At 63.4% G+C, this 23,130-nt stretch carries 19 protein-coding genes and 1 tRNA gene; 6 read left to right on the top strand and 14 right to left on the bottom strand.

Translation table 11 applies throughout. The features are described from left to right. Positions 1–13: 13 nt before the first annotated feature. From ACR30Z_RS20950 to ACR30Z_RS20915, 8 genes are all read right to left on the bottom strand, one after another. The gene (locus ACR30Z_RS20950; protein ID WP_434374478.1) at positions 14–1,471 is read right to left on the bottom strand and encodes a dihydrolipoyl dehydrogenase family protein; all 1,458 of its coding nucleotides are present in this window, start codon (positions 1,469–1,471) and stop codon (positions 14–16) included. Positions 1,472–1,618: 147 nt separating this feature from the next. After that, positions 1,619–2,305 carry an N-acetylmannosamine-6-phosphate 2-epimerase gene (locus tag ACR30Z_RS20945; protein WP_434374477.1) on the bottom strand — a complete coding sequence of 229 codons (687 nt, stop codon included), beginning with the start codon at positions 2,303–2,305 and terminating at the stop codon, positions 1,619–1,621. A gap of 10 nt (positions 2,306–2,315) precedes the next feature. Further along, entirely contained in the window at positions 2,316–3,275 is a 960-nt protein-coding gene (locus ACR30Z_RS20940) for an ROK family protein (protein ID WP_434374476.1), read from the bottom strand. 5 nt (positions 3,276–3,280) lie between these two features. Beyond that, positions 3,281–4,198 (bottom strand): dihydrodipicolinate synthase family protein, encoded by a 918-nt coding sequence (locus tag ACR30Z_RS20935; RefSeq protein WP_434374475.1) that lies wholly within the window; start codon positions 4,196–4,198, stop codon positions 3,281–3,283. A gap of 37 nt (positions 4,199–4,235) precedes the next feature. After that, the gene (locus ACR30Z_RS20930) at positions 4,236–5,042 is read right to left on the bottom strand and encodes an ABC transporter ATP-binding protein (RefSeq protein ID WP_144651683.1); all 807 of its coding nucleotides are present in this window, start codon (positions 5,040–5,042) and stop codon (positions 4,236–4,238) included. After that, entirely contained in the window at positions 5,039–7,159 is a 2,121-nt protein-coding gene (locus ACR30Z_RS20925; protein WP_144651685.1) for a dipeptide/oligopeptide/nickel ABC transporter permease/ATP-binding protein, read from the bottom strand. The genes ACR30Z_RS20930 and ACR30Z_RS20925 overlap by 4 nt, the downstream gene beginning before the upstream one ends. A 3-nt stretch (positions 7,160–7,162) precedes the next feature. Further along, entirely contained in the window at positions 7,163–8,119 is a 957-nt protein-coding gene (locus ACR30Z_RS20920) for an ABC transporter permease (protein WP_024819607.1), read from the bottom strand. A 100-nt stretch (positions 8,120–8,219) separates the two neighbouring features. Then, positions 8,220–9,857 carry an ABC transporter substrate-binding protein gene (locus ACR30Z_RS20915; RefSeq protein ID WP_434374474.1) on the bottom strand — a complete coding sequence of 546 codons (1,638 nt, stop codon included), beginning with the start codon at positions 9,855–9,857 and terminating at the stop codon, positions 8,220–8,222. Between the two features lie 318 nt (positions 9,858–10,175). Between ACR30Z_RS20915 and ACR30Z_RS20910 the strand changes: the two genes are divergently transcribed. Then, positions 10,176–10,904, top strand: a complete 729-nt coding sequence (locus ACR30Z_RS20910; protein ID WP_144651689.1) for a FadR/GntR family transcriptional regulator — start codon at positions 10,176–10,178, stop codon at positions 10,902–10,904. A gap of 78 nt (positions 10,905–10,982) precedes the next feature. Here ACR30Z_RS20910 and ACR30Z_RS20905 read toward each other — a convergent pair whose 3' ends face one another. After that, positions 10,983–11,612: a TetR/AcrR family transcriptional regulator gene (locus tag ACR30Z_RS20905; RefSeq protein ID WP_434374473.1), complete on the bottom strand. Its 630-nt coding sequence runs from the start codon at positions 11,610–11,612 to the stop codon at positions 10,983–10,985. Positions 11,613–11,768: 156 nt separating this feature from the next. Between ACR30Z_RS20905 and ACR30Z_RS20900 the strand changes: the two genes are divergently transcribed. The 3 genes from ACR30Z_RS20900 to ACR30Z_RS20890 are packed head-to-tail and all read left to right on the top strand — an operon-like array spanning position 11,769 to position 14,747. After that, a complete protein-coding gene (locus ACR30Z_RS20900) occupies positions 11,769–13,016 on the top strand; it encodes an MFS transporter (protein WP_144651693.1) in 1,248 nt (415 codons plus the stop codon). Continuing rightward, positions 13,009–13,794, top strand: coding sequence for a cyclase family protein (locus ACR30Z_RS20895; RefSeq protein WP_144651695.1), 786 nt, complete (start codon positions 13,009–13,011; stop codon positions 13,792–13,794). Before ACR30Z_RS20900 ends, ACR30Z_RS20895 begins: the two co-directional genes overlap by 8 nt. Continuing rightward, on the top strand, positions 13,791–14,747 hold the full coding sequence (locus ACR30Z_RS20890) for a fumarylacetoacetate hydrolase family protein (RefSeq protein ID WP_434374472.1): 957 nt from the start codon (positions 13,791–13,793) through the stop codon (positions 14,745–14,747). The genes ACR30Z_RS20895 and ACR30Z_RS20890 overlap by 4 nt, the downstream gene beginning before the upstream one ends. A gap of 142 nt (positions 14,748–14,889) precedes the next feature. Here the strand turns inward: ACR30Z_RS20890 and ACR30Z_RS20885 are convergent. Then, positions 14,890–14,963, bottom strand: a tRNA-Arg gene (locus ACR30Z_RS20885). Positions 14,964–15,247: 284 nt separating this feature from the next. On the opposite strand from ACR30Z_RS20885, the gene ACR30Z_RS20880 reads away from it, so the two are divergent. Next, positions 15,248–17,074, top strand: coding sequence for a phosphoenolpyruvate carboxykinase (GTP) (locus tag ACR30Z_RS20880; RefSeq protein ID WP_434374471.1), 1,827 nt, complete (start codon positions 15,248–15,250; stop codon positions 17,072–17,074). Positions 17,075–17,163: 89 nt separating this feature from the next. Here ACR30Z_RS20880 and ACR30Z_RS20875 read toward each other — a convergent pair whose 3' ends face one another. The 4 genes from ACR30Z_RS20875 to ACR30Z_RS20860 form a co-directional block, all read right to left on the bottom strand. Next, positions 17,164–18,321, bottom strand: coding sequence for a globin domain-containing protein (locus tag ACR30Z_RS20875; RefSeq protein ID WP_434374470.1), 1,158 nt, complete (start codon positions 18,319–18,321; stop codon positions 17,164–17,166). Between the two features lie 127 nt (positions 18,322–18,448). Then, a complete protein-coding gene (locus ACR30Z_RS20870) occupies positions 18,449–18,916 on the bottom strand; it encodes an RrF2 family transcriptional regulator (protein ID WP_144651703.1) in 468 nt (155 codons plus the stop codon). Positions 18,917–18,938: 22 nt separating this feature from the next. Further along, complete coding sequence (locus ACR30Z_RS20865) at positions 18,939–19,406, bottom strand: hypothetical protein (protein WP_434374469.1); 468 nt, start codon at positions 19,404–19,406, stop codon at positions 18,939–18,941. A 12-nt stretch (positions 19,407–19,418) separates the two neighbouring features. Then, positions 19,419–20,837 carry a phosphomannomutase/phosphoglucomutase gene (locus tag ACR30Z_RS20860; RefSeq protein WP_434374468.1) on the bottom strand — a complete coding sequence of 473 codons (1,419 nt, stop codon included), beginning with the start codon at positions 20,835–20,837 and terminating at the stop codon, positions 19,419–19,421. A 125-nt stretch (positions 20,838–20,962) separates the two neighbouring features. On the opposite strand from ACR30Z_RS20860, the gene ACR30Z_RS20855 reads away from it, so the two are divergent. Beyond that, entirely contained in the window at positions 20,963–23,128 is a 2,166-nt protein-coding gene (locus ACR30Z_RS20855) for a RecQ family ATP-dependent DNA helicase (RefSeq protein WP_434374467.1), read from the top strand. The last annotated feature ends 2 nt before the right edge of the window (positions 23,129–23,130 follow it).

The raw sequence follows: 23,130 nt of genomic DNA, 5'->3' as shown, positions 1-23,130 counted from the left end.
TTCAAATAGGAAATCAGAGGCCGTACTTTTCCAGCAGCCGCAGCCACACTTCGCTGATGGTTGGGTACGACGGGACGGCATGCCAGAGCCTGTCCAAGGGAACCTCGCCCACAATGGCGATGGTCGCCGAGTGCAGTAACTCGGCAACGCCCGGGCCTACGAAGGTGGCTCCGAGGATGACCTGTCGGTCCTCGTCCACCACGATCTGCGCCCAGCCCTTGTAGTCGGGGGAGTAGAGCTGCGAGCCGGAAACGTCGATGGGCAGTTCCACGCCCGTGACGTTCTTGCCCTGCAGCAGCGCCTGCTCCAGGCTCGGACCCACTGATGCCACCTCGGGATCAGTGAAGACAACGCTGGGGACGGCATGATCGTTGGCCGTGTGCGCCCATGGGCTCCAAGGTTTCGGGGTGCCGGTGAGCTTGCCGCTCGCCCTTGCGACGATTGCGTCACCGGTTGCCCTGGCCTCGTATTTGCCCTGGTGCGTCAGGAGTACCTTGCCCGCAGCATCCCCGGCGGCGTAGAGCCAGAGCCCGCTGGTGCCATCGCTTGCCGGGCCCTCCACCAGCCCGCTGGCATCGGTGGTGAGGCGGAGTGGTTTGCCGTTCCGCGCTTCGACGCCCACGTTTTCCAGGCCCAGGTTGGCCAGCGCGGGGTGCCGTCCGGAGGCGACCAGGAGTTGGTCCGCCGTGATCGCCTTACCGTCGAGCCTGACGGTCACTGAACCGTCGTCGTTCTTCTCCACCTTCTCGACGTCGGTGTGAAGATGGACGGTCACGCCATCGGCGCGTAACCCGGCCAAAACCAGGTTGGCGGCTTCCTCCGGGTAGCTGCTCAACAGGCGGCCACGGGCAATCAGCGTGACATCCGAGCCGAGCCTGGCAAATGCTTGCGCCATCTCAACGCCCGCCACTCCTCCGCCGAGCACCGCGAAACGCGGGGGGACTTCCTTGGCTGCCGTGGCACCCCGGGTTGTCCAGAACGGGACGTCTTTCAGTCCCTCGATGTCCGGGATGGTGGGGGTGGACCCGGTGGCCACCACCACGGCGTGGTGGGCCTTGAGTGCGTAGCTGTTGCCGTCGAGCCCGTCCACCTGGACTTCGCGCGGGCCGGTGATCCGGCCGCGTCCGCGGATCAGCTCAATGCCGGCGCTGTCCAACCATTCAACCTGGCCGCCGTCCTCCCAGTTGTTGGTGAACCAGTCCCGATGCCTCAGGGCAGCCTCGGCATCTATGGTCCCAGTGATCGCCTCTGTGGCGCCGGGCACCACTTGGGCTGCGTGGAGGACGCTCCCCGGGCGGAGGAGGGCTTTGGACGGGATACATGCCCAGTAGGAGCACTCACCGCCCACCAGCTCGCTCTCGATAATCACCGCCGTCAAGCCGCCGCGAACCACACGGTCCGCCACGTTTTCTCCCACGGCGCCAGCGCCGATCACTATTACGTCGAATTCCCGGGAGCTCTCGGCAGTCATGGGGAAAGCCTACAACTGCTGTCGTCGCGTTGTGCGTGCTTGATTCTGCTGGATCATTCAGTGCTGCACCTTGGTAACCCGCGCCAGGCAGGGAAAGCGCAGGGTGGGTCTGCGGATGATCCAGCAGAATCTCGTCACGGCACGTGCTTACGCGTGCATCGCGCCCTTGAACCAGCCCGTGATACTGGCCGGGTGGGTGATCGCGGTGCCCACCACCACCGCAAAGGCACCGGCATCGAGGGCCAGGCGGGCCTGGGCGGGCGTGTGGATGCGGCCTTCGGCGATCAAGGGCTTTCCCAAGCCGGCAGAAGCGATCCGTTCCAAGAGTTCAAGGTCCGGCCCGTCGGTCTTGGTGCGCTCGCCGGTGTAGCCGGCCAATGTGGTCCCGATCAGGTCCGCGCCCGCCTCAACGGCAGCAACGGCGTCGTCGAACGAGCCACAATCAGCCATGACCAAGGCCTGGGATTCCGCATGGATTCCGGCCACCGTTTCCGCGAGGGAAAGCCCGTCCGGCCGTTCACGCCTGGTGCCATCGATCGCCACAACGTGTGCACCCGCATTCGCCACAGCGAGGGCGTGCCGCAGTGTGGGAGTGATGAAGACACCGTCGTGTCCGTCCTTCCACAGGCCAATGACAGGGACCTCGACGGCGGTGCGCGTGAACTGCACGTCGGCCAACCCCTGGACGCGGATCGCCGCAGCCCCGCCGATCACGGCCGAGGCGGCCACCTGTCCGGTGGTCCGGGGATCGCGCATGGGCTCGCCCGGGTAGGCCTGGCAGGAGACGATCAGCTGTGAATGGAGGCCTTCGAGGCCTGCTGGAGTGAGGATCAAGATGTCTTCCTTACTGAAGGACGAGTTTCGCAGCACCAACAATGGCGGCGCTGTTGCCGAGGGTTGCCCGGACTACCGGCACGGAAAGCAGTGGCGAGAGCAGTTCCCGGCGCAAGGCAATCTCCATGGGCTTCCACCAGGGGTCTCCCGCATCGGCAAGGCCGCCGGAGACCACAACGGTTTCAGGGTCCAAAATGTTGATAAGGCCACCGACGGCTTGCCCTGCGGCGGCAGCGCCGAGCTCAACGGCTTGGGCTGCGGCGAGAGTGCTCGCGGTGGCTTCGCCGGCGCTGCTGTCAGGCGCGGCCAGCGCGAACACACCACGCGTGTCTGCAGCATCCAGGACAGAACCCCCCAAGCGGAGGTAGGACTCGTGGATGGCAGGTCCGGAAGCGATCGCCTCCACGTGCCCGGCAGCGCCACAGACGCAGGCCAGGGGAACGCCGTCGAAGGTGGCGTAAGGAGAGGCGAAGTGCCCCACATGCCCGCCGACAAAGCGGTGCCCCAGGACAGGAGCGCCGTCCAGCACAAAGCTGCCGCCCACTCCCGTGCCAAACGCCACCATGAGTGAACTCGAAGAACCGGCAGCAGCGCCCAGCCAAGCCTCGCCGAGGGCGTGGGCATGGACATCGTTGACGGCGCGGACGCCAAGGCCGAGGCGCGCGGACAACCCCGCAACAAGGGCAGTCCCGGCCCAGCCACGAATGGCGTCGGTGGCCGAAACCACCGTGCCAGCCACGGCGTCAATGACTCCAGCGGAGCCGACACCGACGCCGGACACGGTATGTCCGGCGTCGGCAGCGCGCTCCACCAAGCCCGCGATCAGCGCAGAGGTGGCGTCGAGGATCGCTTCGCCACCACCCCGGTTCAAGGTCGGAATGGTCTCCGACATCAGCACAACGCCAGCTGGGGACACAACCCCGGCAGCGGTTTTGGTGCCGCCGAGGTCAACGCCGATCACGTGGGTCATGGAAGCTAGACCAGCCCGTTCCGTTCAAGGATTTCGCGGATCGCAGCCGTCTCGGATTCATTCAAGGACAACATGGGCGAGCTCATGGTGTTGGACTCGATCACGCCCATCACCTGCAGCGCGGTCTTGAAGGCACCCAAGCCGGCGGCACCGCCGGAGACGCGTCCGTTGGGGGTGTAGACGATCTCGAAGACGTCGGCCAAGCGGTCCTGCTCGCGGGCCGCACCTGCCCAGTCGCCGGCCTGCGCGGCGTCGAACAGGCGGCGGTAACCGGCCGGGTCAACGTTGCCCAGACCTGGAACAACGCCCTGCGCGCCGCCCAGGAGGGCGCCGTCCACCACAACTTCGTGACCGGTGAAGATGTCGAAGTTGGGGATGTCCTTGGCTGCGAGGAGCAGCTGGCGGAAAGAAACGTCGTCGCCGGAGGAATCCTTGACGCCGGCAAGGACACCATCACGACCGAGGCGAACCAGCAGGTCCGTGGGCAGCTTGAAGTGGGTGCGGACCGGGACGTCGTAAGCGAAGATCGGCTTCTCGATGGCGGCGTGGATGCTGCGGAAGTGGGTTTCGGTCTCCGCAGCGTTGCCGATGGCGTAGTACATGGACGTGACCACGATCGCGTCGGCGCCGAGATCGATGACCTTGCGGGCTTCCTCGATCACGCGGTTGGTGGTCTGCTCGTTGGCGCCAACGATCAGCGGGACAGCTCCGGCGTTGGCGTCAGCGATGGTGGAGACCACCAGCTCGCGCTCGTCGTTGGTCATGTAGGGGACTTCGCCGGAGGAGCCCAGGACGAAAAGGCCGGACACGCCGCCGTCGATCAGGTGCTTGGTGACGTTCTTCAGCGACGCGGTGTCGATGCTGCCGTCTGCGTGGCGGGGGGTGATGACCGGGGGGATGACGCCCTGGAACTGAGTGGACACAGAATTCTCCGTTGTTTGTAGCTTGTGAAAGGAAAAACTAAATGTGAAGCAGGCTCGGCGCGGCGCCCAGCAGCTTCTTGGTGTAGTCGTTGCTGGGGTTGTCGAAGACCTGCGCGGCTGTGCCCTGTTCGACGATCTTGCCGAAGTACATGACGCAGATGCGGTCCGAGACGTACCGGACGGTTTGGATGTCGTGGGAAATGAACACCATGCCCAGGTTCAGCTGGGTCTTCAGGTCGGACAGCAGGTTCAGGACCTGCGCCCGGACGGAAACGTCCAGGGCCGACGTCGGCTCGTCCGCCACGATGATGTCCGGGTCCAGGGCCAGTGCGCGGGCGATCGCCACACGCTGGCGCTGGCCGCCGGAAACCTGCGACGGCGTCACTTCGGCTGCCGATTGCGGCAAGCCAACCAGCGCCAACAGTTCCTTGACCTTGGCGGCGCGTGATGCCGCGTTGCCGATGCCGTGGATCTGCAACGGATCCGTGAGGATGTCCTGGATGGTCATGCGCGGGTTCAGTGCCGTTGCCGGGTCCTGGAAGACCACGGAGACGGAGCGTCCAAACTGCTTGCGCATGGCGGCGTTCCGCTTGATGGCGGGCTTCCCGTGGAACAGGACCTGGCCCGACGTCGGCGGCTGGAGTCCCACAAGCACTGAAGCGAGCGTGGACTTGCCGCAGCCGGACTCACCCACGATGCCCACGGTTTCGCCGCGGCTGATGGTGAAGTCCACGCCGTCCACCGCTTTGACGATGTTCGGCCGGAACAGGCCACCGGTCCGTGCATGGTGGTAGACCTTGACGTCCTTGAGTTCGATGACCGGTTTGCCGGTTGACTCGCTCATTTCGCGTCCTCCTTCAAGTGGCTGGCCCAGTAGTGGTCGGCATCGTCACCGTTTGCGGAGTCAACCGAAGAAACCGTGGTGAGGACCAGCTTCTGGTGGGGATCGGCGTCGGGTCGCAGTGAGCGGGCCGCGAAGCGGTCGCCCGTTGCGAAGTCCCGAGGCGACGGGACGGTGCCGGGAATCTGGTGCAGCCGGACGGCGTCGGCCTCAATGGAGAGCACGGCGCCCAGCAGACCCCGGGTGTACTCGTGTTTGGGGTTCTGCAGGAGTTCGGAGGCTCGTGCGGATTCCACCACCTGGCCGGCGTACATGACGGTGATGCGATGCGCCAAGGAAGCCACCAGCGCGAGGTCGTGGCTGACGAATACCATCGCGAAGCCGAGCTGTTCGCGCAGTTCGTTGAGGAGGTCCACCACCTGCTTCTGGACTGTGACGTCCAAGGCTGTCGTGGGCTCGTCGGCAACAACGATCTTCGGCGAACGGGACAGGGCCATGGCGATCAGCACGCGTTGACGCTGCCCGCCGGAGAGCTCATGCGGGTAGCTGGCGAGGGTCCGGACGGGATCCAGCTTCACCATCTCCAGCAGCTCGGTAGGAGTCTTGCGGCCACCACGCTTAGTGAGCTGTTCGAGTTGGTCTTTGATCTTCATGGACGGATTCAAGGAGCTCAAGGCGTCCTGGTAGACCATGGCGATCTGCTCGCCGCGGAGGCCCTCGTAGGCCTTGACGTTACTGTGCTTGGTGTTCGGATCCAGCAACTCCTTGCCGTCGAACGTGATGGAGCCGGTGACTTGGGCTGTCTTGGGGAGCAGCCCCATGACGGCCAGCGAGGTGATGGACTTGCCACAACCGGATTCGCCCACCAGGCCCATCGTTTCGCCTTCGCGGACGGTGAAGGACACATTGTCCACGATCGCGATGTCGCCGAAGCGGCCCGGGAAGCGGATGGACAGGTTCTTCACCTCAAGGACATTGCGGGCCTCGGGAGAAACCTGCGGGAGGCGATCGGTGCGCTTTGCTTCAATGGCTGCGAGCAGTTCCAGCTCACGGTCCAGCAGGAGGTGCGGGTTCGCGGCTGCGAGTCGGACGTCGGTGAGCACGGCTGCCTGGCCGCCGTCGGACGTCAGGTCACCGCTGGTAGCCGGCCGGACGCCGTCGAGCTCGTGTTCCTCAACAACGGAGGGCTGGGCCACGGAGGTTGCAACCTGTGCATCGATAGCAACGGCGGCTGTAGTACCGTCGTCGTCCTTTACTACGGGCGCACGGCGGAGTTTCGGGTTCACCATGGCGTCCGTGAGGCCCTCGGCGAGGATGTTCAGGGACAGAACGGTCAGGAGGATGGTCAAGCCCGCGAAGGTGGTGGCCCACCAGCCGCCGGACAGCACCAGGTTGCGTCCGTAGGAGATCACGTTGCCCCAGGACGGTGCAGGGTCCTGAACGCCGGCGCCGAGGAAGGACAGCGAGGCTTCCAGGATGATGGCGTCGGCCACCATGACGGTGGCGAACACCAGCACGGGAGCGGCGGTGTTGCGGACGATGTGCTTGACCAGGATGTAGAAGCGTCCGGCACCGATCACCCGTTCGGCTCGGACGTAGTCTTCGCCGTACTGTGCCAGCACGTTGGCGCGGACCACGCGGGCCAGTTGCGGGGTGTAGATGATGGCGATCGCGATGATGATGGTGGGGACCGAGTTGCCGAACGCCGCCAACAGCACGGCGGCCAAGGCGATTCCCGGGAACGCCATGAGGATATCCATGAGTCGCATGATGATCTCGTTCACGGACTTGCTGGACGTCGCGGCGAAGGAGCCCAGGAGCGCACCGGCGAGGATCGCCAGGCCAACCGCGCCCAGGCCGATCAGGAGCGACGATTGTGCGCCGAACAAGAGGCGCGAGAAGATGTCGCGGCCCAGGCGGTCGGTGCCGAAGAAGTGTTCAGCACCCGGCGGCGTGGCCGGAATGAACGTTTCCAGGGGATCGTGAGGTGCAATGATCGGCGCGAAAATGGCCGCCAGGACAATCACAATGAGGAAGAGCAGGGCGATACGGGAGCCCCAGGGCAGGGCCTTGAAACGAATGCCCGGGGCACTTAGCCGTTCTGCGAGCTTGCTGCGCATGAGCTATACCGTCCTGATTCGGGGGTTGATGAGCAGGTAGAGAAGGTCCACCACGATGTTCACCAGAACGAAGGTGACGGAGATGGTGAGTACCACGCCCTGGACCAGGTTGACGTCCAGGTTGGTGATGCCGTTGAGGATCAGCTGGCCCATACCGGGCAGGGCGAAGATCATTTCAATCACGACGGCGCCGCCCAGCAGGTAGCCGACGCGCAGTCCCAGCACGGTCACCGGGGTGACGAGTGCGTTGCGGAGGACGTTCTTGGAGACGACCTCACGGTAGGGGACACCATTGCCGATGGCGGTTCGGACGTAGTCGCGGTCCAGTTCTTCCACCATCGAGGTGCGGACCACGCGGATCAGCGAGGCGGACACGGGAATGCCGAGCGCGAGGGCCGGGAGGGCCATCGAGTTGAGCCAACCGCCGAAGCCGGATTCCGGCGTCGCAATTCCGCCCGAGGGGAACATCGGGTTCTCGCCGAGCGCGAACCACTGGATGAGCAGGATGCCCAACCAGAACGACGGCGTGGCGATCGCGGCGATGGAGAAGACGCGGACCAACTGGTCCTGCCACTTGTCGCGGTAGAGCGCGCCGAGGATGCCGAACGCCAGCGAAAGCACGATGGCGATGAGGACGCCCAGGAAAGTGAGCTGCAGCGTCAGGGGGAACGCCGAGCCGATCATGGAAGCCACCGACTTGGCCGGCGGGGTGGTGACGCCGAGGTCGAACTGCAGGAGCTTGCCGAGGAATCGGAAGTACTGCAGGACCAGGGGGTCGTTCAGGCCATTGTCCTGGCGGTACTGCTGCTTCGCTTCTTCGCTTGCGCCGTCACCGAGGGCGGAGCTTGCCTGGTCGCCGGGAGCGGCCTGCAGGACGAGGAAGACGAGCAACGTAATGCCCAGGATCATCAATGGCAGTGCTGCAAGCCTGCGGCCAAGCAGACGCAATATCGTGACCAATTTGTTCTCCGGTTGGTTGGTGGTGCTGGTTGCGGGGCCCGCTCTGCGGGTTCTGTGGGGGTTTTAGGCCGCAGAGCGGGCCCGGCAACGCGAGGGGTGCTTAGGCCGTGCGTCCGACGTCGACGAACGACAGACCGGTGGTGGGGAGCGGCTGGAAGCCGTTGAGCTTCTTTTCGTCCCAGGCGCTGGGCAGTTGGCGGTGGAACACCGGGTACAGCGGAACTTCGTCCGAGACCATGTCCACGATTTCGCCGACGATCTTCTTGGCTTCGTCTCCCGAAGCCTGCGATCCCTTGTCCATGAGCTCCTGCAGCTTGGTCCGCTCGGGGGTGGTCCAGAAGGCACGCTTGTCCATCCAGGTTGCACCCGAGTAGAACCAGCTCAGGAGGAGGTCCGCGTCGTTGCCGAAGACCGAGGGATCGCCGGGGGCTGCCACCACGGAGAAGTCGCCCTTGCCAACACGGTCGCTGTACAAAGCGCCGGACTGGAGGCTCTTGACCGTCACCTTGACACCGGGGATCTTGTTCCAGGATTCGAGGATCAGTGGGGCCACATCCTTGACCCAGGCGGTGTCTGTGGTGAGGAGTTCGAACTCGAGGCTTGTGACGCCGGCCTGCTTCAGGAGTTCTTCGGCCTTGGAGGTGTCGAAGCCGTAGACGTTCTTTGCCTTGACGTAGTCCGGGTGGCCTTCCTGGAAGTAGGAGGTGGCAGCCTTGGCATTGCCGAACAGTGCCTTCTTGATGATGGCTTCCTTATCCAGGCCGTAGTGCAGTGCCTGGCGGACCAGCTTGTTGTCGAACGGGGCCTTGGCGCAGTTGAACATCAGGAACAGCAAGCCGAAGGACTGAACGGACTCCACCTTGACCTTGGACTTCAGCCCGTCGACATCCAGGTAAGGAACGTCTTCGATCGCCTGGACGCGGCCGGACTGGACAGCCGTGACGCGGGCTGCGGCATCGGAGAGCAGCAGCCAGTTCATGCCCTTGGCCAGTGCAGGCTTGGGGCCGTTGTAGTCGGCGAAGGCTTCGAAGACGATCTTGTCGTCCTTGACGGCCGAGATGAGCTTGTAGGGACCCGAGCCCACCGGCGAGGCGTCGAAGGCCTTCAGGTCTGTGGCCAGGGCCTTGGGGACGATCTTGACCACCGAGATGCGTGGGCCGAAGCCCGGGAAGGCGTACTTCAGGGTGAACTCAACCGTCTTCTCGTCGAGCGGCTTGACGTCCTGAATGAAGGGGATGAACTGGGAGAACAGGGACTTGTTCGCCGGGTCCATCACACGGGTGAAGGAGAAAGCGACGTCTTCGGTGGTGACGGGGGAGCCGTTGTGGAACTTGGCGCCGTCGCGAATGGTCACCTGGTAGGTGGTGTCGTTGATCTTCTTGGGATCCGACGCAGCAAGGGCGTTGTAGGGCTGGCGGGTTGCCGGGTGCAACTCGATAAGGCCTTCGAAGATATGCAGGTTGGCTGCCATGGGCGTGGCCCCGGAGGAGCTCAGGGGATCGAAGCCAGTGGAGAGCGCGTAGGAAATGCCTGCCTCGATGATGAGGTCCTTGTTCACTGCAGCAGTGTTCGTTGCGTTGCCGGTGGTGGTGCTGGCAGCGCCGCCGCACGCAGAAAGGGTTGCCGTGAAGGCGGCTGCTGCACCAACTGCGCCGCTTAGCTTCAGGAAGTTCCGGCGGCTGGCGTCGTTGACCAGCGGCAGGCTTTGGATCGTCTTGCTCATAGGGTGCCTCACCATTCGCGTTTCGTGGGTTATCGGATGTAGGACGTCCGATGCTCGTATGGAAACTGTAAGGGCGGTCACAACGGAACGTCAAGTGAGAAAGGGCGCCTGGGTTTCCGCCGCGCGCCTGGCGGTTTGCCGGCTGCGGCCGGTCCGTGGTGGAAATCTCAGCAAGATCTGAGGAAATCCTTGTCCATACCTATCAAGGAGGTGGGACATCCGATATTGTATGTTGCGAGTCACTCATTCTGCGGTGGGCACTAAGCTCGCCTCAATATTAACACCGCACCGTTCCGCGTTCCTGTGGAGTGGTGCATTGGCAAGGAGAGCGCCATGACAACTTCCGGTGTAGTTCCGCAGGCGCGGTTCAGTGCACAGGCCCGGCTGCGTGCATTGCAGTCGGACATTATGGAATTGATCCTTGAGCGTGAGCTCGAGGCAGGCGATCCATTGCCGACGGAAAGCGAGCTGTCGGTAGCCCTTGGCGTGGGCCGCAACACGCTTCGCGAGTCCCTCAAGGTGCTGCAGGCTTTGGGCGTGATCGAGATCCGGCATGGCTTTGGCATGTTCGTGGCGCCGAGCAACTTCGATGCCTTGGCTGATGGGCTGACGTTCCGCGGCCGGCTTTCGCTTCGCCATCAGGGGCTTGAGGCGCTGCAGTTGGTTGACGTGCGCCAGGCGCTGGAGTCGGGGCTGATTGGCTCCTCCATGGATGTCATGACCAAGGAACAGCTGGCATCCATCGAGGAAGCTGTGAAGCAGATGGAAGAGCTGGCAGCCGCAGGCGAAAACTTCGTGGCCGCCGACGCCGAGTTCCACCGGCGCCTGTTCGAGCCACTCAACAACGAACTCCTGATCAACCTCATGGGTGTTTTCTGGAAGGTCTACCGGAAGATCCATGTGGAGATCGGCCCGGGCAACGAGGACCTGGTCAAGACGGCCGCCATGCACCGCAGCATCTATGCCGCTGTCGCCGCGGGGAACAAGGTCTCGGCCTCGGAACTCCTCAACCGGCACTTCGATGGAATCCGCCGCCGCATCGGCGAGGCAGTAGGGGACTGAACCCTCCGCGCTTAACGCAAGGGCCGCCGTCGTACTTTTCATAAAGTACGACGGCGGCCCTTCCGTTTTCGCGGCGGTCTACCTGCCGGTGCCCCGCCAGCCTGCCACCAAGACATTGCGCAGGTGGTCGTAACGGAACTCGTTGATGTTCGGCAACTCGGACAGGGAGGCGATGCGGTGCGGGAGCGCAGTGCCTGTCAGTGCGCCGACTCCGAACAAGTAGGCCCATTCGTGGAAGCCGGGGGGTTTGTCCGGCAGCGCTGTGCGCATGACGTGGATGAAGTCCCTGGCCATGGGGTCGAAGTACTCTGCGAGGATGCCCCGCTCATGGGCTGCGGGATCTGAGGCTTCCCGGAGGACGAGCCGTGCGAACAGTTTCCCGCCGGCGGTTTCCTGGGCCTTCAGCGTGGGCAAGAGGAAAGCGTCAACGATCTTTTCCACTGCGTCGGAAGCCGCAGTGTCCACCTTCAGCACTTCGCGCCGGCGTTCCTCATTGAGGTGTTGGTACCGCGCGAAGACAGCTCTGTAGAGGTCCAGCTTGGTGGCGAAATGGTAGATCACCAGCGGGGCCGTGGTGCGGATCTCCTCCGCAATGGCGCGCATGGTGGTGGCCTCGAATCCCCGGTCTGCGAACATCTCCAAGGCCACGTCCAGGATTTGTTCGCGGCGTCGCGTGCCAGCGGTGTTTCCCTGCACTTCAGTCGACATGACTCTCACCCTATCGGTCCCTCCCTGGCCAGGTTGCTGTGGCCGTTGACACAAACTGAATGGGTGTATAAATTCTAACCCAACAGAAACTGAACGGGTGTCTAAGTTCTGTTTTCGGCTCGGGCACCGTCGCCCGCTTCAGAAGGGATCTCCACAATGAAACGTGGAACCAAGTGGTTCATCCTTATTGGGTCGTTCATCATCTATCTTTTCGACGCACTCGAAATCGCAGTGCTGTCCTTCGCCCTCCCCGCCATCAGCGCCGAGATGGCCCTCACTCCCGTCGCCGGCGGTCTGCTGGCAACGGCCACGCTGCTCGGCATGGGGTGTTCGAGTGTTCTCACCGGCTGGATAGCGGACAACCGCGGCCGCCGGGTTGCCCTTATCGCGTCCATGGTGGTCTTCGTGGCGTTGACCTCCGCGCTCTTCGTCGTCCCGAACTACGCAGTGTTCGTTGCCTTGCGCTTCCTGGCGGGCATCGGGCTTGGGGGTGTGTGGTCCGTTCTTTCGACGTACATCGTGGAAACCTGGCCCGCCGAACAACGCGGGCGCGCGGTGGCGTTCGTCCTCGCTGCCTATCCCCTGGGCGGGGCGAGCGCAGCTCTCGTAGCAGGCGTCTTCATGCCTGATTGGCGGTTGCTGTTCCTGGTGACCGGGCTGTCTGCCCTCCTGCCACTGCTGATGGTGGTGTTCTTCTTCCCGGAGTCCACAGCATGGCTGCAGGAACGTGCGGCACGGCAATCCAGCAGCAACAGCGGAAACGTCACCGCCAAGGAGCTCTTCACCGGGACCTATCGACGCCGCACCATCGTTGCCACGCTGGCTGCCATCTGCGCCTTCGTCGGCTTCTATGGCGCGTCCACCTGGATGCCGAGCTACCTGTCCACCGAACGTGGCTTGGACCCCCGCCAAGTGGCGCTCTTCATGACCGTCCTCAACCTCGGAATGTTCTTGGGCTACATCGTCTTCGGCTGGATCGCGGACAAGATCGGCCGCCGCAACGCCATCATTCTCTCGTTGGCCGGGACTGGCCTGTTGATGCCGCTTTACGGTTTGGTCACCAACCAGTCCGCCCTGCTCTGGATGGGTCCGCTGTACGCATTCTTTATGACGTTCGCCGGGCTTTTCGGGTCCTACCTGGGGGAGCTCTATCCCACCAGGATCCGCACCACCGGGGCTGGATTTTGCTTCAACATCGGACGCGGGGTCGCAGCTTTCGCTCCCCTTGCCATGGGCGGGATTGCAGCTTCCTGGGGATTCTCCTCCGGGCTCATCCTCTCAGGTGTCGTCTTTTTGATCGGAGGCGCCCTCATGCTCCTCCTGCCGCAAACCCACCAAGGCTCCCTCTCCCAGGAGGCTGCCGCCAATCAACACGCTTCAAAGGAACCCGCACGTCATGCCTAAACTCGTAGACCTCTCCGTTAGCCTCATGGCGAACATCGCCTCGGACCCACCCGGGCTCACGCCATCCATCGACTACTTCACCCACCAGGAAACAGCCAAGGACCTGGTTTCCTACTTCCCGGGAATGACAGAAGAGGACCTTCCCGGGCAGGAAGGCTGGGCCATTGAGCGCGTCGTTGCCACCACCCACACTGGCACCCACCTGGACGCGCCGTACCACTATGCGTCCACCATGGATGGGGGAGCCCGTGCCATCACCATCGACGAAGTTCCGCTGGAGTGGTGCTACGGCCGCGGGGTGAAATTGGATTTTCGGAGCTTCGAGGACGGTTATGTCGTCACCGCAGCTGACGTCGAGGCCGAGCTCGGCCGCATAGGCCACGATCTTGCCCCGGGCGACATCGTGGTGGTCAACACTGCAGCCGGCACCCGCTACGGTTTGGACGATTACCTCTCCACAGGCTGCGGAATGGGCCGCGAAGCTACGCTCTTCCTCACCAGCCGCGGTGTGCGCGTCACCGGAACGGATGCCTGGAGCTGGGACGCTCCCTTTATCCATACAGCGAAGAAGTACGTGGAGACCGGGGACAATTCGCTGATTTGGGAAGGCCACAAAGCCGGCATGGAAATCGGCTACTGCCACATCGAGAAGTTGCACAACCTGGAGGCACTACCGGCAACCGGATTCCAGATCTCCTGCTTCCCGGTAAAAATTCACGGAGCGTCAGCCGGGTGGACCCGAGCCGTGGCAATTCTTGAGTCGGGGGATGACGCGTGAAATTCTTCCGCATCCTGGTGGACGGTGTTCCGCGCCTTGGGCAAGCCAATGATGACCTGGTTTCGGGTCGCCTCTACCCGGAAGGGCTGGATGCTTTCGATGTGATGGCGCGGCCACGGACCTCGGCGGACGGGGATCTTGTGGACTTCCGCACCGCCGAGTTGCTCCCGCCCCTGGAAGTGACCACCATCCGGGACTTCATCACTTTTGAACAGCACACCGTGGGCGCCTTGCGGTCAGTAGCCGCGGACAAGGGGATTCCGGACGCTTGGTACGACGCGCCGTCGTTCTACTTCACCAACCCGCACGCCGCCACGGGGCACAACGCCACTGTTCCGGTTGCCCCGGGGTCGCACCAGTTCGACTTCGAACTGGAAGTAGCGGCGGTGATCGGAACGGACGGCTGCAACCTTTCCGTAGACGAGGCCGAACAGCACATCGCCGGATACCTGATCATGAACGATTGGTCCGCACGCGACCTCCAGCGAGCCGAAATGACCGTTGGACTGGGCCCTGCGAAAGGCAAAGACACAGCCACGTCCCTCGGGCCGATCTTCGTGACCAAGGATGAGCTGGCGGACATCACCTCCGACGGCTTCCTTGACCTGTCCGTGAGCGTTTCCGTGAACGGGCAGGTGCTCGCTGCTGATTCCTTGGCCAACATGGCGTGGAACTTTGCCGAGCTTGTCTCCTACGCCAGCAGGGGAACCTGGGTGCGGCGCGGCGACATCCTCGGTTCCGGGACCAGCGGGGGAGGCTGCCTGGCCGAGTTCTGGGGATGGTGTGGATCCATGACTCCACCACCGCTTCAACGGGATGATGTGGTCAGTTTGACCGTGGAACGGCTGGGAACCTTGACGAACGTCATTGGCGAAGGTGCGCCGGTCCACAGGATCCCGAAGGCCCGCGGCCGGGCCTACGGCCCCCCAGTGCCGTTCGTGCCGAACCTCTGAGCGGACGCCAAGGGCCGCCGTCGTACTTCCTCGAGAAGCTCGACGGCGGTTTTTGCGTTTCCGGGGCGGCTCACCTGCCGCTGCTTGGGTCATTTGGGTATAAAAAAGACCCGCACCGGCGAACCGGTGCGGGTCTTGTCTGTGCGCCCAAAGGGATTCGAACCCCTGACCTTCTGTTCCGTAGACAGACGCTCTATCCAGCTGAGCTATGGGCGCATTTCGTGTGATTCTCGGCGGTCTGTTTCTCTGACCCCCTCGAACCTCAATAAACTTTACAGAAGTTCATGTGAAGTTCCAAATCGAAAAGCTGTAATCTGCGCAACTAGACCGGTCTACGTGACCTTAGTCACTTAAATCTCCCTTCCAGCAACCTTCCTCCTTGATTTCTAGCGGTTTTTGGATTTCAGCCTCGTGGATGTCCGATGTCTGACAGCGGATTGGTCTGGTCCGCGGCCCCTATCGTTTAGGACACACCACTGAACCCGAGGAAGGGAACCGCAATGGGCGATCTGGCGCGACTGCCGCTGCTTGAGAAGGCACCTACTACGCATGCACGCCTGCTGGCCTGGGTTGAGGAAGTTGCCGAGCTGACTCAGCCGGACCGCATCCACTGGGTCGATGGCAGCGAAGCAGAAAACAAGAAGCTGACTGACGAACTGGTCGAGGCCGGCACGCTGAAGCGGCTGAACCCGGAAACGTTCCCGAATTCCTTCGCGGCGTTCTCTGACCCGGCCGATGTTGCCCGCGTTGAAGAGCAAACCTTCATCTGCTCGGAGAACGAGCGCGACGCAGGCTTCACCAATAACTGGATGGCTCCGGCCGAAATGAAGCAGAAGCTGCGCGGACTCTTCGCCGGCTCCATGCGCGGCCGCACCATGTACGTCATCCCCTTCGTCATGGGCCACCTGGACGCCGAAGACCCGAAGTTTGGCGTCGAGATCACCGACTCCGCCTACGTCGTCGCCTCCATGCGCATCATGGCCCGTATTGGTACTGACGTCCTGGATCGCATCACCCAGACGGATGCCTTCTTCGTCCCCGCGCTCCACTCGCTGGGCGCACCGCTCGAAGCCGGCCAGGCCGACGTCGCCTGGCCCTGCAACACGGACAAGTGGATTGTGCACTTCCCGGAAGAGCGCTCCATCTGGTCCTTCGGCTCCGGCTACGGCGGAAACGCCCTCCTGGGCAAGAAGTGCTACGCCCTCCGCATCGCTTCCGTCATGGCGCGTGATGAGGGTTGGCTGGCTGAGCACATGCTCATCCTCAAGCTGACCTCCCCCGAGCAGAAGACCTACTACGTCTCAGCTGCTTTCCCCTCCGCTTGCGGCAAGACCAACCTCGCGCTGCTCGACCCCACCATCAAGGGCTGGAAGGTTGAGACCCTCGGCGACGACATCACGTGGATGCGCTTCGGCAAGGAAGGCGAGCTCCGCGCCGTCAACCCCGAAGCGGGCCTGTTCGGCGTCGCTCCCGGCACCGGCTGGGGCACCAACCCCAACGCCATGCGCGCCATCGCCAAGGGCAACAGCATCTTCACCAACGTCGCGCTGACCGATGACGGTGGCGTCTGGTGGGAAGGTATGACAGAGGAAACTCCCGCACACCTGACCGACTGGCGGGGTGAGTCCTGGACTCCGGACTCGGACGCTCCGGCCGCGCACCCGAACTCCCGCTTCTGCACCCCGATCGACCAGATCGACATGCTGGCTGAAGAATACTTCAGCCCCGAGGGCGTGGAGTTGTCCGCAATCCTGTTCGGCGGTCGCCGCAAGACCACCATTCCGCTGGTGACCGAAGCGCGCAGCTGGTCCAACGGCATCTTCATGGGCTCCACGCTGTCCTCGGAAACCACGGCTGCCGCCGCCGGTGCCGTTGGCGTTGTCCGCCGCGACCCCATGGCCATGCTGCCGTTCATCGGCTACGACGCAGGCGATTACCTGAACCACTGGGTTAATCTGTCTGCCAAGGCCAACCCGGAGCGGCTGCCCAAGATCTTCCTGGTCAACTGGTTCCGTCGCACGGCTGAAGGCGGCTTCGCCTGGCCTGGCTTCGGCGACAATGCCCGTGTGCTCAAGTGGGCCATCGAGCGCCTCGAAGGCAAGGCCGACGCTGTGGAAACTCCGATCGGTTTCGTTCCGACCGGCGAGTCCATCGATCTCGAAGGCCTGGACATGACTCCGGCTGAGGTTGAGTCCGCGGTGCGCGTCGACCCTGCAGAGTGGGCAACCGAGCTGGCATCCATCGAGGAATGGTTCGCCAACTTCGGCGAGTCACTCCCGGCGGCACTGCAGTCCGAGCTGGACGGCCTCAAGGCCCGTCTGGGCTAGACCTCTTAGGAACAACGGCGTTCTTAAGTGAACGACGACGGCCCGTCACCTTTCGCATGAAAGGTGACGGGCCGCCGTCGTTCCTTGCCTTAGTTGGCGAGCCAAACGTCAGGGCCGAAGACTTCGTAGTGGATGTTCGTGGCTGGGACCCCGGCCTGGATGGCCTCGTCGCGGATCTTCTTCATGAAAGGGAGGGGCCCGCAAAGGTACAGTGATGCGTCCGCGGGCAGGTCCACTTCGCGCAGGGACATGAATCCTTGGCTGGCACCGGGATGCGGAGTTTCAAGCCAGAGCTGCAATTCTGCATCGATGGTCGCGGCGTCGGCCGTCATCTGGGCGCTCAGTGCCCAGTTTTCCATTGCCTTCTCTGCATGAAGGACAAGGACCTTTCGGTTGGTCCCGGTTTCTGCGAGGGAGCGCAAGATGGACGCGGCAGGCGTGCAGCCGATGCCGGCCGACGCCAGGATGATCGGCCCCTCGCCGTCCTTGATGGTGATCTCGCCGTAGGGATTCGAGATTTCGATAATGTCGCCAGGTTCGACGCCGACATGGAGGGCGGTGGATACCTCGCCGCCGTCGTTCAGTTTGGTGGTGAAGATGCGGCTGGTGCCTGCGTCGCCGGACAGCGAATACTGGCGCACTTGGCGCAGGCCATCGGGGAGCTGGACCTTGACGCTGATGTATTGCCCGGGTTGGGCTTCCGTGATGGGGGAGTCGTCCGCAGGAGCCAAGGTGAAGGTGATGGCCTCCTTGCCTGCCGGTTCCTTGGCGGCCACGCGCCACGGCATCCACATCCTACTGTTGGCCTGCGAGGCGTACAGGCCCTTCTCAAGCTTGATCAGGGCATCGGCCATGAGCCAGTAGACCTCAGTCCATGCCTCGGCGATCTCAGGTGTGATGACCTCGGCCAAGTCTGCGGCGATGGCTGCGAAGAGGTGCTCGTAGACCAGTGCGTACTGTTCTTCGGTGATTCCCAGGGAAGCATGCTTGTGGGCGATGCGGGACAGGACCTTTTCGGGAAGGGTATCCGGGTTGTTGACCAAGTGCGTGGCGAAGGCTGCGATGCTGCCGGCGAGGGCCCGCTGTTGATCCCCTGAACGCTGGTTCGACCGGCTGAAGAGGCCGTCGAGCAGCTCAGGGTGTGCAGCGAAAAGCCGGTTGTAGAAGTCGACGGTGATGGCGTCGATCCGTGAACCGATCAGCGGGAGGGTGGCTTGGATGAGGGGGCGGGATTTTTCCGAGAGCATGGTTCTCCTGGTGTAGTGGTCGGGCTGCGTACCCGGCCGGCCAATACAAGTATTTGAAATACTTGTATTTACACTTCAATTTCTACTCTCTGTAGAAGAGTTGCGCAAACCGGTAGTTGAGGGCCGGTTACTGCGTTACGGAAGTCCTGAATTCCGGCCGGAGTCCAATGGACTGGAAGACGGGGTTCATCTGGCGTGCGTGGGGCAGGGACGCGATGACCACAGTGTCGAGTTCACGGTAGAACGCTTCCCTGGCACGATTCATGGCATGGCGCAGTCCACATTCATTGATGAGCGGGCAATCCTTGGTGGGGGACTGGCATTCCGCCGGATCCTGCCTGCTGTCCAGATGACGCAGGAGTTCCCCGACAGTGGCTCTTCGCCCGGATTCATTGAGCCGCGAGCCGCCCAGCCGCCCTCGCTCTACGTCGATGAGTCCCAGAGCGCGGAGGCGGACCATCGCCTTGCTGACATGGTTGTACGGTGTTCCCACTGCGTCGGCCACTGCCTGGGTGGTCAGCAGCATGCCCTCAGGCGCCGCGGCCAACACCATAATGGCGCGGAGGCTCACATCTGCGAAGGCGTTGATTTTCATGGGATCAGCCTAGGTAGTCGGTCTAGTCCACCCAGACGGATGGTTCGTGGGTATCGGGCTCCATTGCGGCAAAGGTGAAGCCCTCGGCTGCCGGTGAGTACGGGATGATCGCTGCCCGGACCTCACCGTCCCGGTGCTCTGCCGCGCCATGAATGCCGTCGGAGCCATGTTCCGGGAGGCTGACGTCACTGACGATGGCAACCGCCCGGAATTCGTCGCGGCCTTGGCGCAACAGTTCGTGCAGATCGGCCAGCATTTGCCCGGCGTCGATGTGACCATCCTCGTCGGGTTCGCCGGGGGTTACCATCACTATCCGGAGCTCACCATCATCGGAGAGGGTGATGCCGAACGGGAAGAACCCACCATTCTGCTGCAGGTGCTCTTGGGCAGTTCCAAGGCCGGTCCCCAAGGTTTCCCGGAGCTCACGATCCTGAACGGATTCGCCAGCGGCGTCGCTCGGGGCGGCTTTCTGGGTGGGCTTCTCGCTCATGCTCCCCAGCTCCTAGGCCCTGACCAGTGCCAGGACGCGGTCGCGGATCTTTTCCATGGTGGGCTGGTCCTTGGCTTCGGCGTTCAATCGCAGGAAGGGCTCGGTGTTGGACGGGCGCAGGTTGAACCACCAGCTGCCGTCCTTCGCTGTGAAGGTGCTGCCGTCCATGTGGTCGATCTCGATGTCTTCGTTCTCGAAGTCCACCCGAACGCGTTCCACGGCGCCGGCCTTGTCCTCGATCTCGGAGTTGATCTCACCCGAGGAGACGTAGGGCTCGTACTGGCGGCCAAGCTCGGAGAGCGGTCCGTTCTGCTCACCCAGGGCTGCAAGGACGTGCATGGCCGCGAGCATGCCGGTATCGGCGTTCCAGAAATCGCGGAAGTAGAAGTGAGCGGAGTGCTCCCCGCCGAAGACTGCGCCTTCCTCGGCCATGACGGCCTTGATGAAGGAGTGCCCCACACGGGTCCGGACTGCCCGCCCGCCGTCCTTGGCCACGAGCTCAGGAACCGCTTTTGAGGTCAGGAGGTTATGGATGATCACCGGGGTTTGCTCGCCAGCGGCCTGGGCGCGGGCGATCTCGCGTCGGGCCACCATCCCGGTAATCGCGGACGGGGAAACAGGCTCGCCCTTTTCGTCGATCACGAAGCAGCGGTCCGCGTCGCCGTCGAATGCCAAGCCGATGTCGGCGCCGTGCTTGATGACAGCTGCCTGCAGATCGCGGAGGTTTTCCGGTTCCAGTGGGTTGGCGGGGTGGTTGGGGAACGAGCCGTCCAGTTCGAAGTAGAGCGGAACGATGTCGAACGGCAAGGCCGGGAGCAGTTTGTCGCCGAGCACCGCAGGGGTGGTCAGTCCAGCCATGCCGTTGCCGGCATCCACCACGATCTTCAACGGACGCGAGCCGGAGAGGTCCACCAAGTGGCGCAGGTACTCGGAGTAGTCCTTCAAGACGTCCCGAACGCTGATCGCTCCACGGCTGCCTGCAGCAGGAATGATGCCGGAATTCAGGTACTGCTCGGCGAGGGCCTGGATTTCCTTCAGGCCGCTCTCGGAAGAGATGGGCTGCGCGCCGGCCTTGGCCATCTTGATGCCGTTGTACTCGGCCGGGTTGTGGCTCGCGGTGAACGTAGCACCGGCAGCGTTCAGGGCGCCGCAGGCGTAGTAGAGCTCATCGGTGGAGATCAGGTCCAGCAACTGGACGTTCGCTCCGCGCGTGGCTGCACCGTTGGCGAACGCCTGGCTGAACTCGGGCGATGAAGGGCGCATATCACCGCCCACCAGAACCGTCTGGCCCTCAAGGCCCAGGACGTCAACGAACGCAGCGCCCACGGCCTCTACGATTTCAGCCGTGATGGATTCACCCACGATCCCGCGGACGTCATACGCCTTGAAGGATGCCGAGAGGTCGAATGTCTTGTTCTGCTCGCTAGTCACGGGCTCAATCCTACTGTGGCTACGCAATGGGGCATGAACCGGCAGGAGCGCTATGTGGACAAGGACTATCCACATAGCGTGGCCTGAAGGTTATGGGTGTCAGAGTCGGCTGGAATACTGGGTTGATGGCCAACAACTCCCCAAACACTGCCGTTTCCGTGCAATCTCCCACCGAACAGCAGGCCTTGGCGTGCCTGCGTGAGTTGGTGGGGCACCCCGAAGCCCAGTTCCACGAAGGCCAATATGAAGCCATCGAGGCGTTGGTGGACGCGGGCCGCCGGGCTTTGGTGGTCCAGCGCACCGGTTGGGGAAAGTCCGCTGTCTATTTTGTGGCATCGCTGCTGTTGCGAAGGCGCGGTGCCGGGCCAACCCTGATCGTGTCTCCACTGCTCGCACTCATGCGTGACCAAGTGGCTGCAGCCGCACGGGCAGGGGTGCGGGCCGTAGCCATCAACTCAGCCAATGCCCTTGAATGGGATACGGTCCTGGCGCAGTTGGCGGCGGACGAAGTTGATGTCCTCCTGGTGTCGCCGGAGCGGCTCACCAACCCATCCTTCCGGGAGAACCAGCTTCCGGAACTCATCCGTCGGACGGGCCTCCTTGTTATTGACGAGGCCCACTGCATCTCGGACTGGGGACACGACTTCCGGCCTGACTACCGGCGCATCGCCGACCTTATTGCCCAGTTGCCGGAGCCGGTTCCTGTCCTTGCCACCACAGCTACCGCCAATTCCCGGGTGGTCCACGACATCGAGGAACAACTCGGCGCCGGAGTGCTGACCATTCGTGGAGCGTTGGGACGCGAGTCCCTGCGGCTGGGCGTCCTGACCCTGCCAGACTCCCGGGACCGGCTCGGGTGGCTGTTGACACACCTCGCGGACATGCCTGGCAGCGGAATCATTTACACCCTCACTGTCTCCGCGGCCGAGGACACAGCCAGGCTGCTGGCTGAAGCCGGCCACAACGTCCTGTCCTACACAGGACGAACGGACCCCGCGGATCGGGAACGCGCCGAACAACTTCTCAAGGACAACCAAGTAAAGGCCCTGGTGGCTACCTCGGCCCTGGGGATGGGATTCGACAAACCGGACCTGGGCTTTGTTATCCACCTCGGTGCCCCGTCGTCGCCGGTTGCCTACTACCAGCAGGTTGGCCGCGCAGGCCGTGGAGCAGCCAACGCAGACGTTCTGCTGCTGCCAGGCTCCGAGGACCGCGAAATCTGGCAGTACTTCGCCACCGCATCCATGCCCTCCGCCGAGAAAGCCGATGCCGTCCTGGGTGCCCTCGGTGATGCGGGTTCGGCATTGTCCACAGTCGCTTTGGAAGCCAGGGTGGATCTTCGCCGCACGCCCTTGGAACTCCTGCTCAAGGTCCTCGCCGTTGACGGAGCTGTAGAACGCGTTGGCGGAGGTTGGCGCTCCACCGGGCAGCCATGGAGCTACGACGCGGAGCGCTACGCGCGCATCGCCGAAGCGCGGGTGGACGAGCAGGACTCCATGGTGATCTACCAAGACACGGCTGGCTGCCGCATGGAATACATCACTTCGGTGCTGGATGACGAGACAGCAGCCGCCTGTGGGCGCTGCGACAACTGCGCCGGCCGATGGTTCCCCGTGGACGTGGCAGCCTCGGCAGCCGACGCTGCGGGCCAGACCCTCCGGCGTGCCGGCATCGCGGCGGAACCGCGCCTTCAATGGCCCAGCGGCATGGACCGGCTGGGAGTTGCGGTCAAGGGCAAGATCAAGCCAAACGAAAGTGTCTCGGAAGGGCGGGTCCTGGCCAGGCTCACCGACTTGGGCTGGGGCGGTGCCCTCCGCGAGTTGTTCGCCGCGGGTGCACCGGACCGCTCCGTTGATCCTGCAATGCTTCAGGCCTGCGTCCAGGTGCTGCGTGAATGGTCAGGGGCCGAGGGCGGAACGCCGTGGAGCGGAGTTGGCCGTCCGGCGGCTGTTGTCAGTGTTCCTTCCAGGAGCAAGCCACTGTTGGTCGATTCCTTGGCCCAGGGAATAGCCGGCATTGGGCGGATGCCTTACTTGGGTCAGCTGCAGCACCAGCATGGTGGGCCCACCGGCGGCCGCGGAGGAAACAGCGCGTACCGGCTCGCTGGCGTCTGGGACAGGCTTGTTGTGGGACCGGAACTTGCCCAAGCCCTCGCCGGGATCGGCGGCCAGCCAGTGTTGTTGGTCGACGACCTCATCGACAGCCGTTGGACCATGACGATCTCCGCCCGGGCCTTGCGGCTGGCAGGGGTGGGCGCCGTCCTTCCGCTGGCCCTGGCCCAGGCCGGGTAGCA

Source organism: Paenarthrobacter sp. FR1 (assembly GCF_051106045.1).
Taxonomy (GTDB): Bacteria; Actinomycetota; Actinomycetes; order Actinomycetales; family Micrococcaceae; genus Arthrobacter; species Arthrobacter nitroguajacolicus_A.
Note: the sequence above shows the minus strand (reverse complement) of the source record. Positions and strands in the feature narration are given on the sequence as shown.

Coding starts and splice junctions, on each gene's coding strand:
- ACR30Z_RS20915 (WP_434374474.1), bottom strand. CDS start 9,857: ATGGTGAGGCACCCTATGAGCAAGACGATCCAAAGCCTGCCGCTGGTC.
- ACR30Z_RS20930 (WP_144651683.1), bottom strand. CDS start 5,042: ATGAGCGAGTCAACCGGCAAACCGGTCATCGAACTCAAGGACGTCAAG.
- ACR30Z_RS20910 (WP_144651689.1), top strand. CDS start 10,176: ATGACAACTTCCGGTGTAGTTCCGCAGGCGCGGTTCAGTGCACAGGCC.
- ACR30Z_RS20875 (WP_434374470.1), bottom strand. CDS start 18,321: ATGCTCTCGGAAAAATCCCGCCCCCTCATCCAAGCCACCCTCCCGCTG.
- ACR30Z_RS20950 (WP_434374478.1), bottom strand. CDS start 1,471: ATGACTGCCGAGAGCTCCCGGGAATTCGACGTAATAGTGATCGGCGCT.
- ACR30Z_RS20865 (WP_434374469.1), bottom strand. CDS start 19,406: ATGAGCGAGAAGCCCACCCAGAAAGCCGCCCCGAGCGACGCCGCTGGC.
- ACR30Z_RS20895 (WP_144651695.1), top strand. CDS start 13,009: ATGCCTAAACTCGTAGACCTCTCCGTTAGCCTCATGGCGAACATCGCC.
- ACR30Z_RS20925 (WP_144651685.1), bottom strand. CDS start 7,159: ATGCGCAGCAAGCTCGCAGAACGGCTAAGTGCCCCGGGCATTCGTTTC.
- ACR30Z_RS20900 (WP_144651693.1), top strand. CDS start 11,769: ATGAAACGTGGAACCAAGTGGTTCATCCTTATTGGGTCGTTCATCATC.
- ACR30Z_RS20880 (WP_434374471.1), top strand. CDS start 15,248: ATGGGCGATCTGGCGCGACTGCCGCTGCTTGAGAAGGCACCTACTACG.
- ACR30Z_RS20855 (WP_434374467.1), top strand. CDS start 20,963: ATGGCCAACAACTCCCCAAACACTGCCGTTTCCGTGCAATCTCCCACC.
- ACR30Z_RS20870 (WP_144651703.1), bottom strand. CDS start 18,916: ATGAAAATCAACGCCTTCGCAGATGTGAGCCTCCGCGCCATTATGGTG.
- ACR30Z_RS20940 (WP_434374476.1), bottom strand. CDS start 3,275: ATGACCCACGTGATCGGCGTTGACCTCGGCGGCACCAAAACCGCTGCC.
- ACR30Z_RS20905 (WP_434374473.1), bottom strand. CDS start 11,612: ATGTCGACTGAAGTGCAGGGAAACACCGCTGGCACGCGACGCCGCGAA.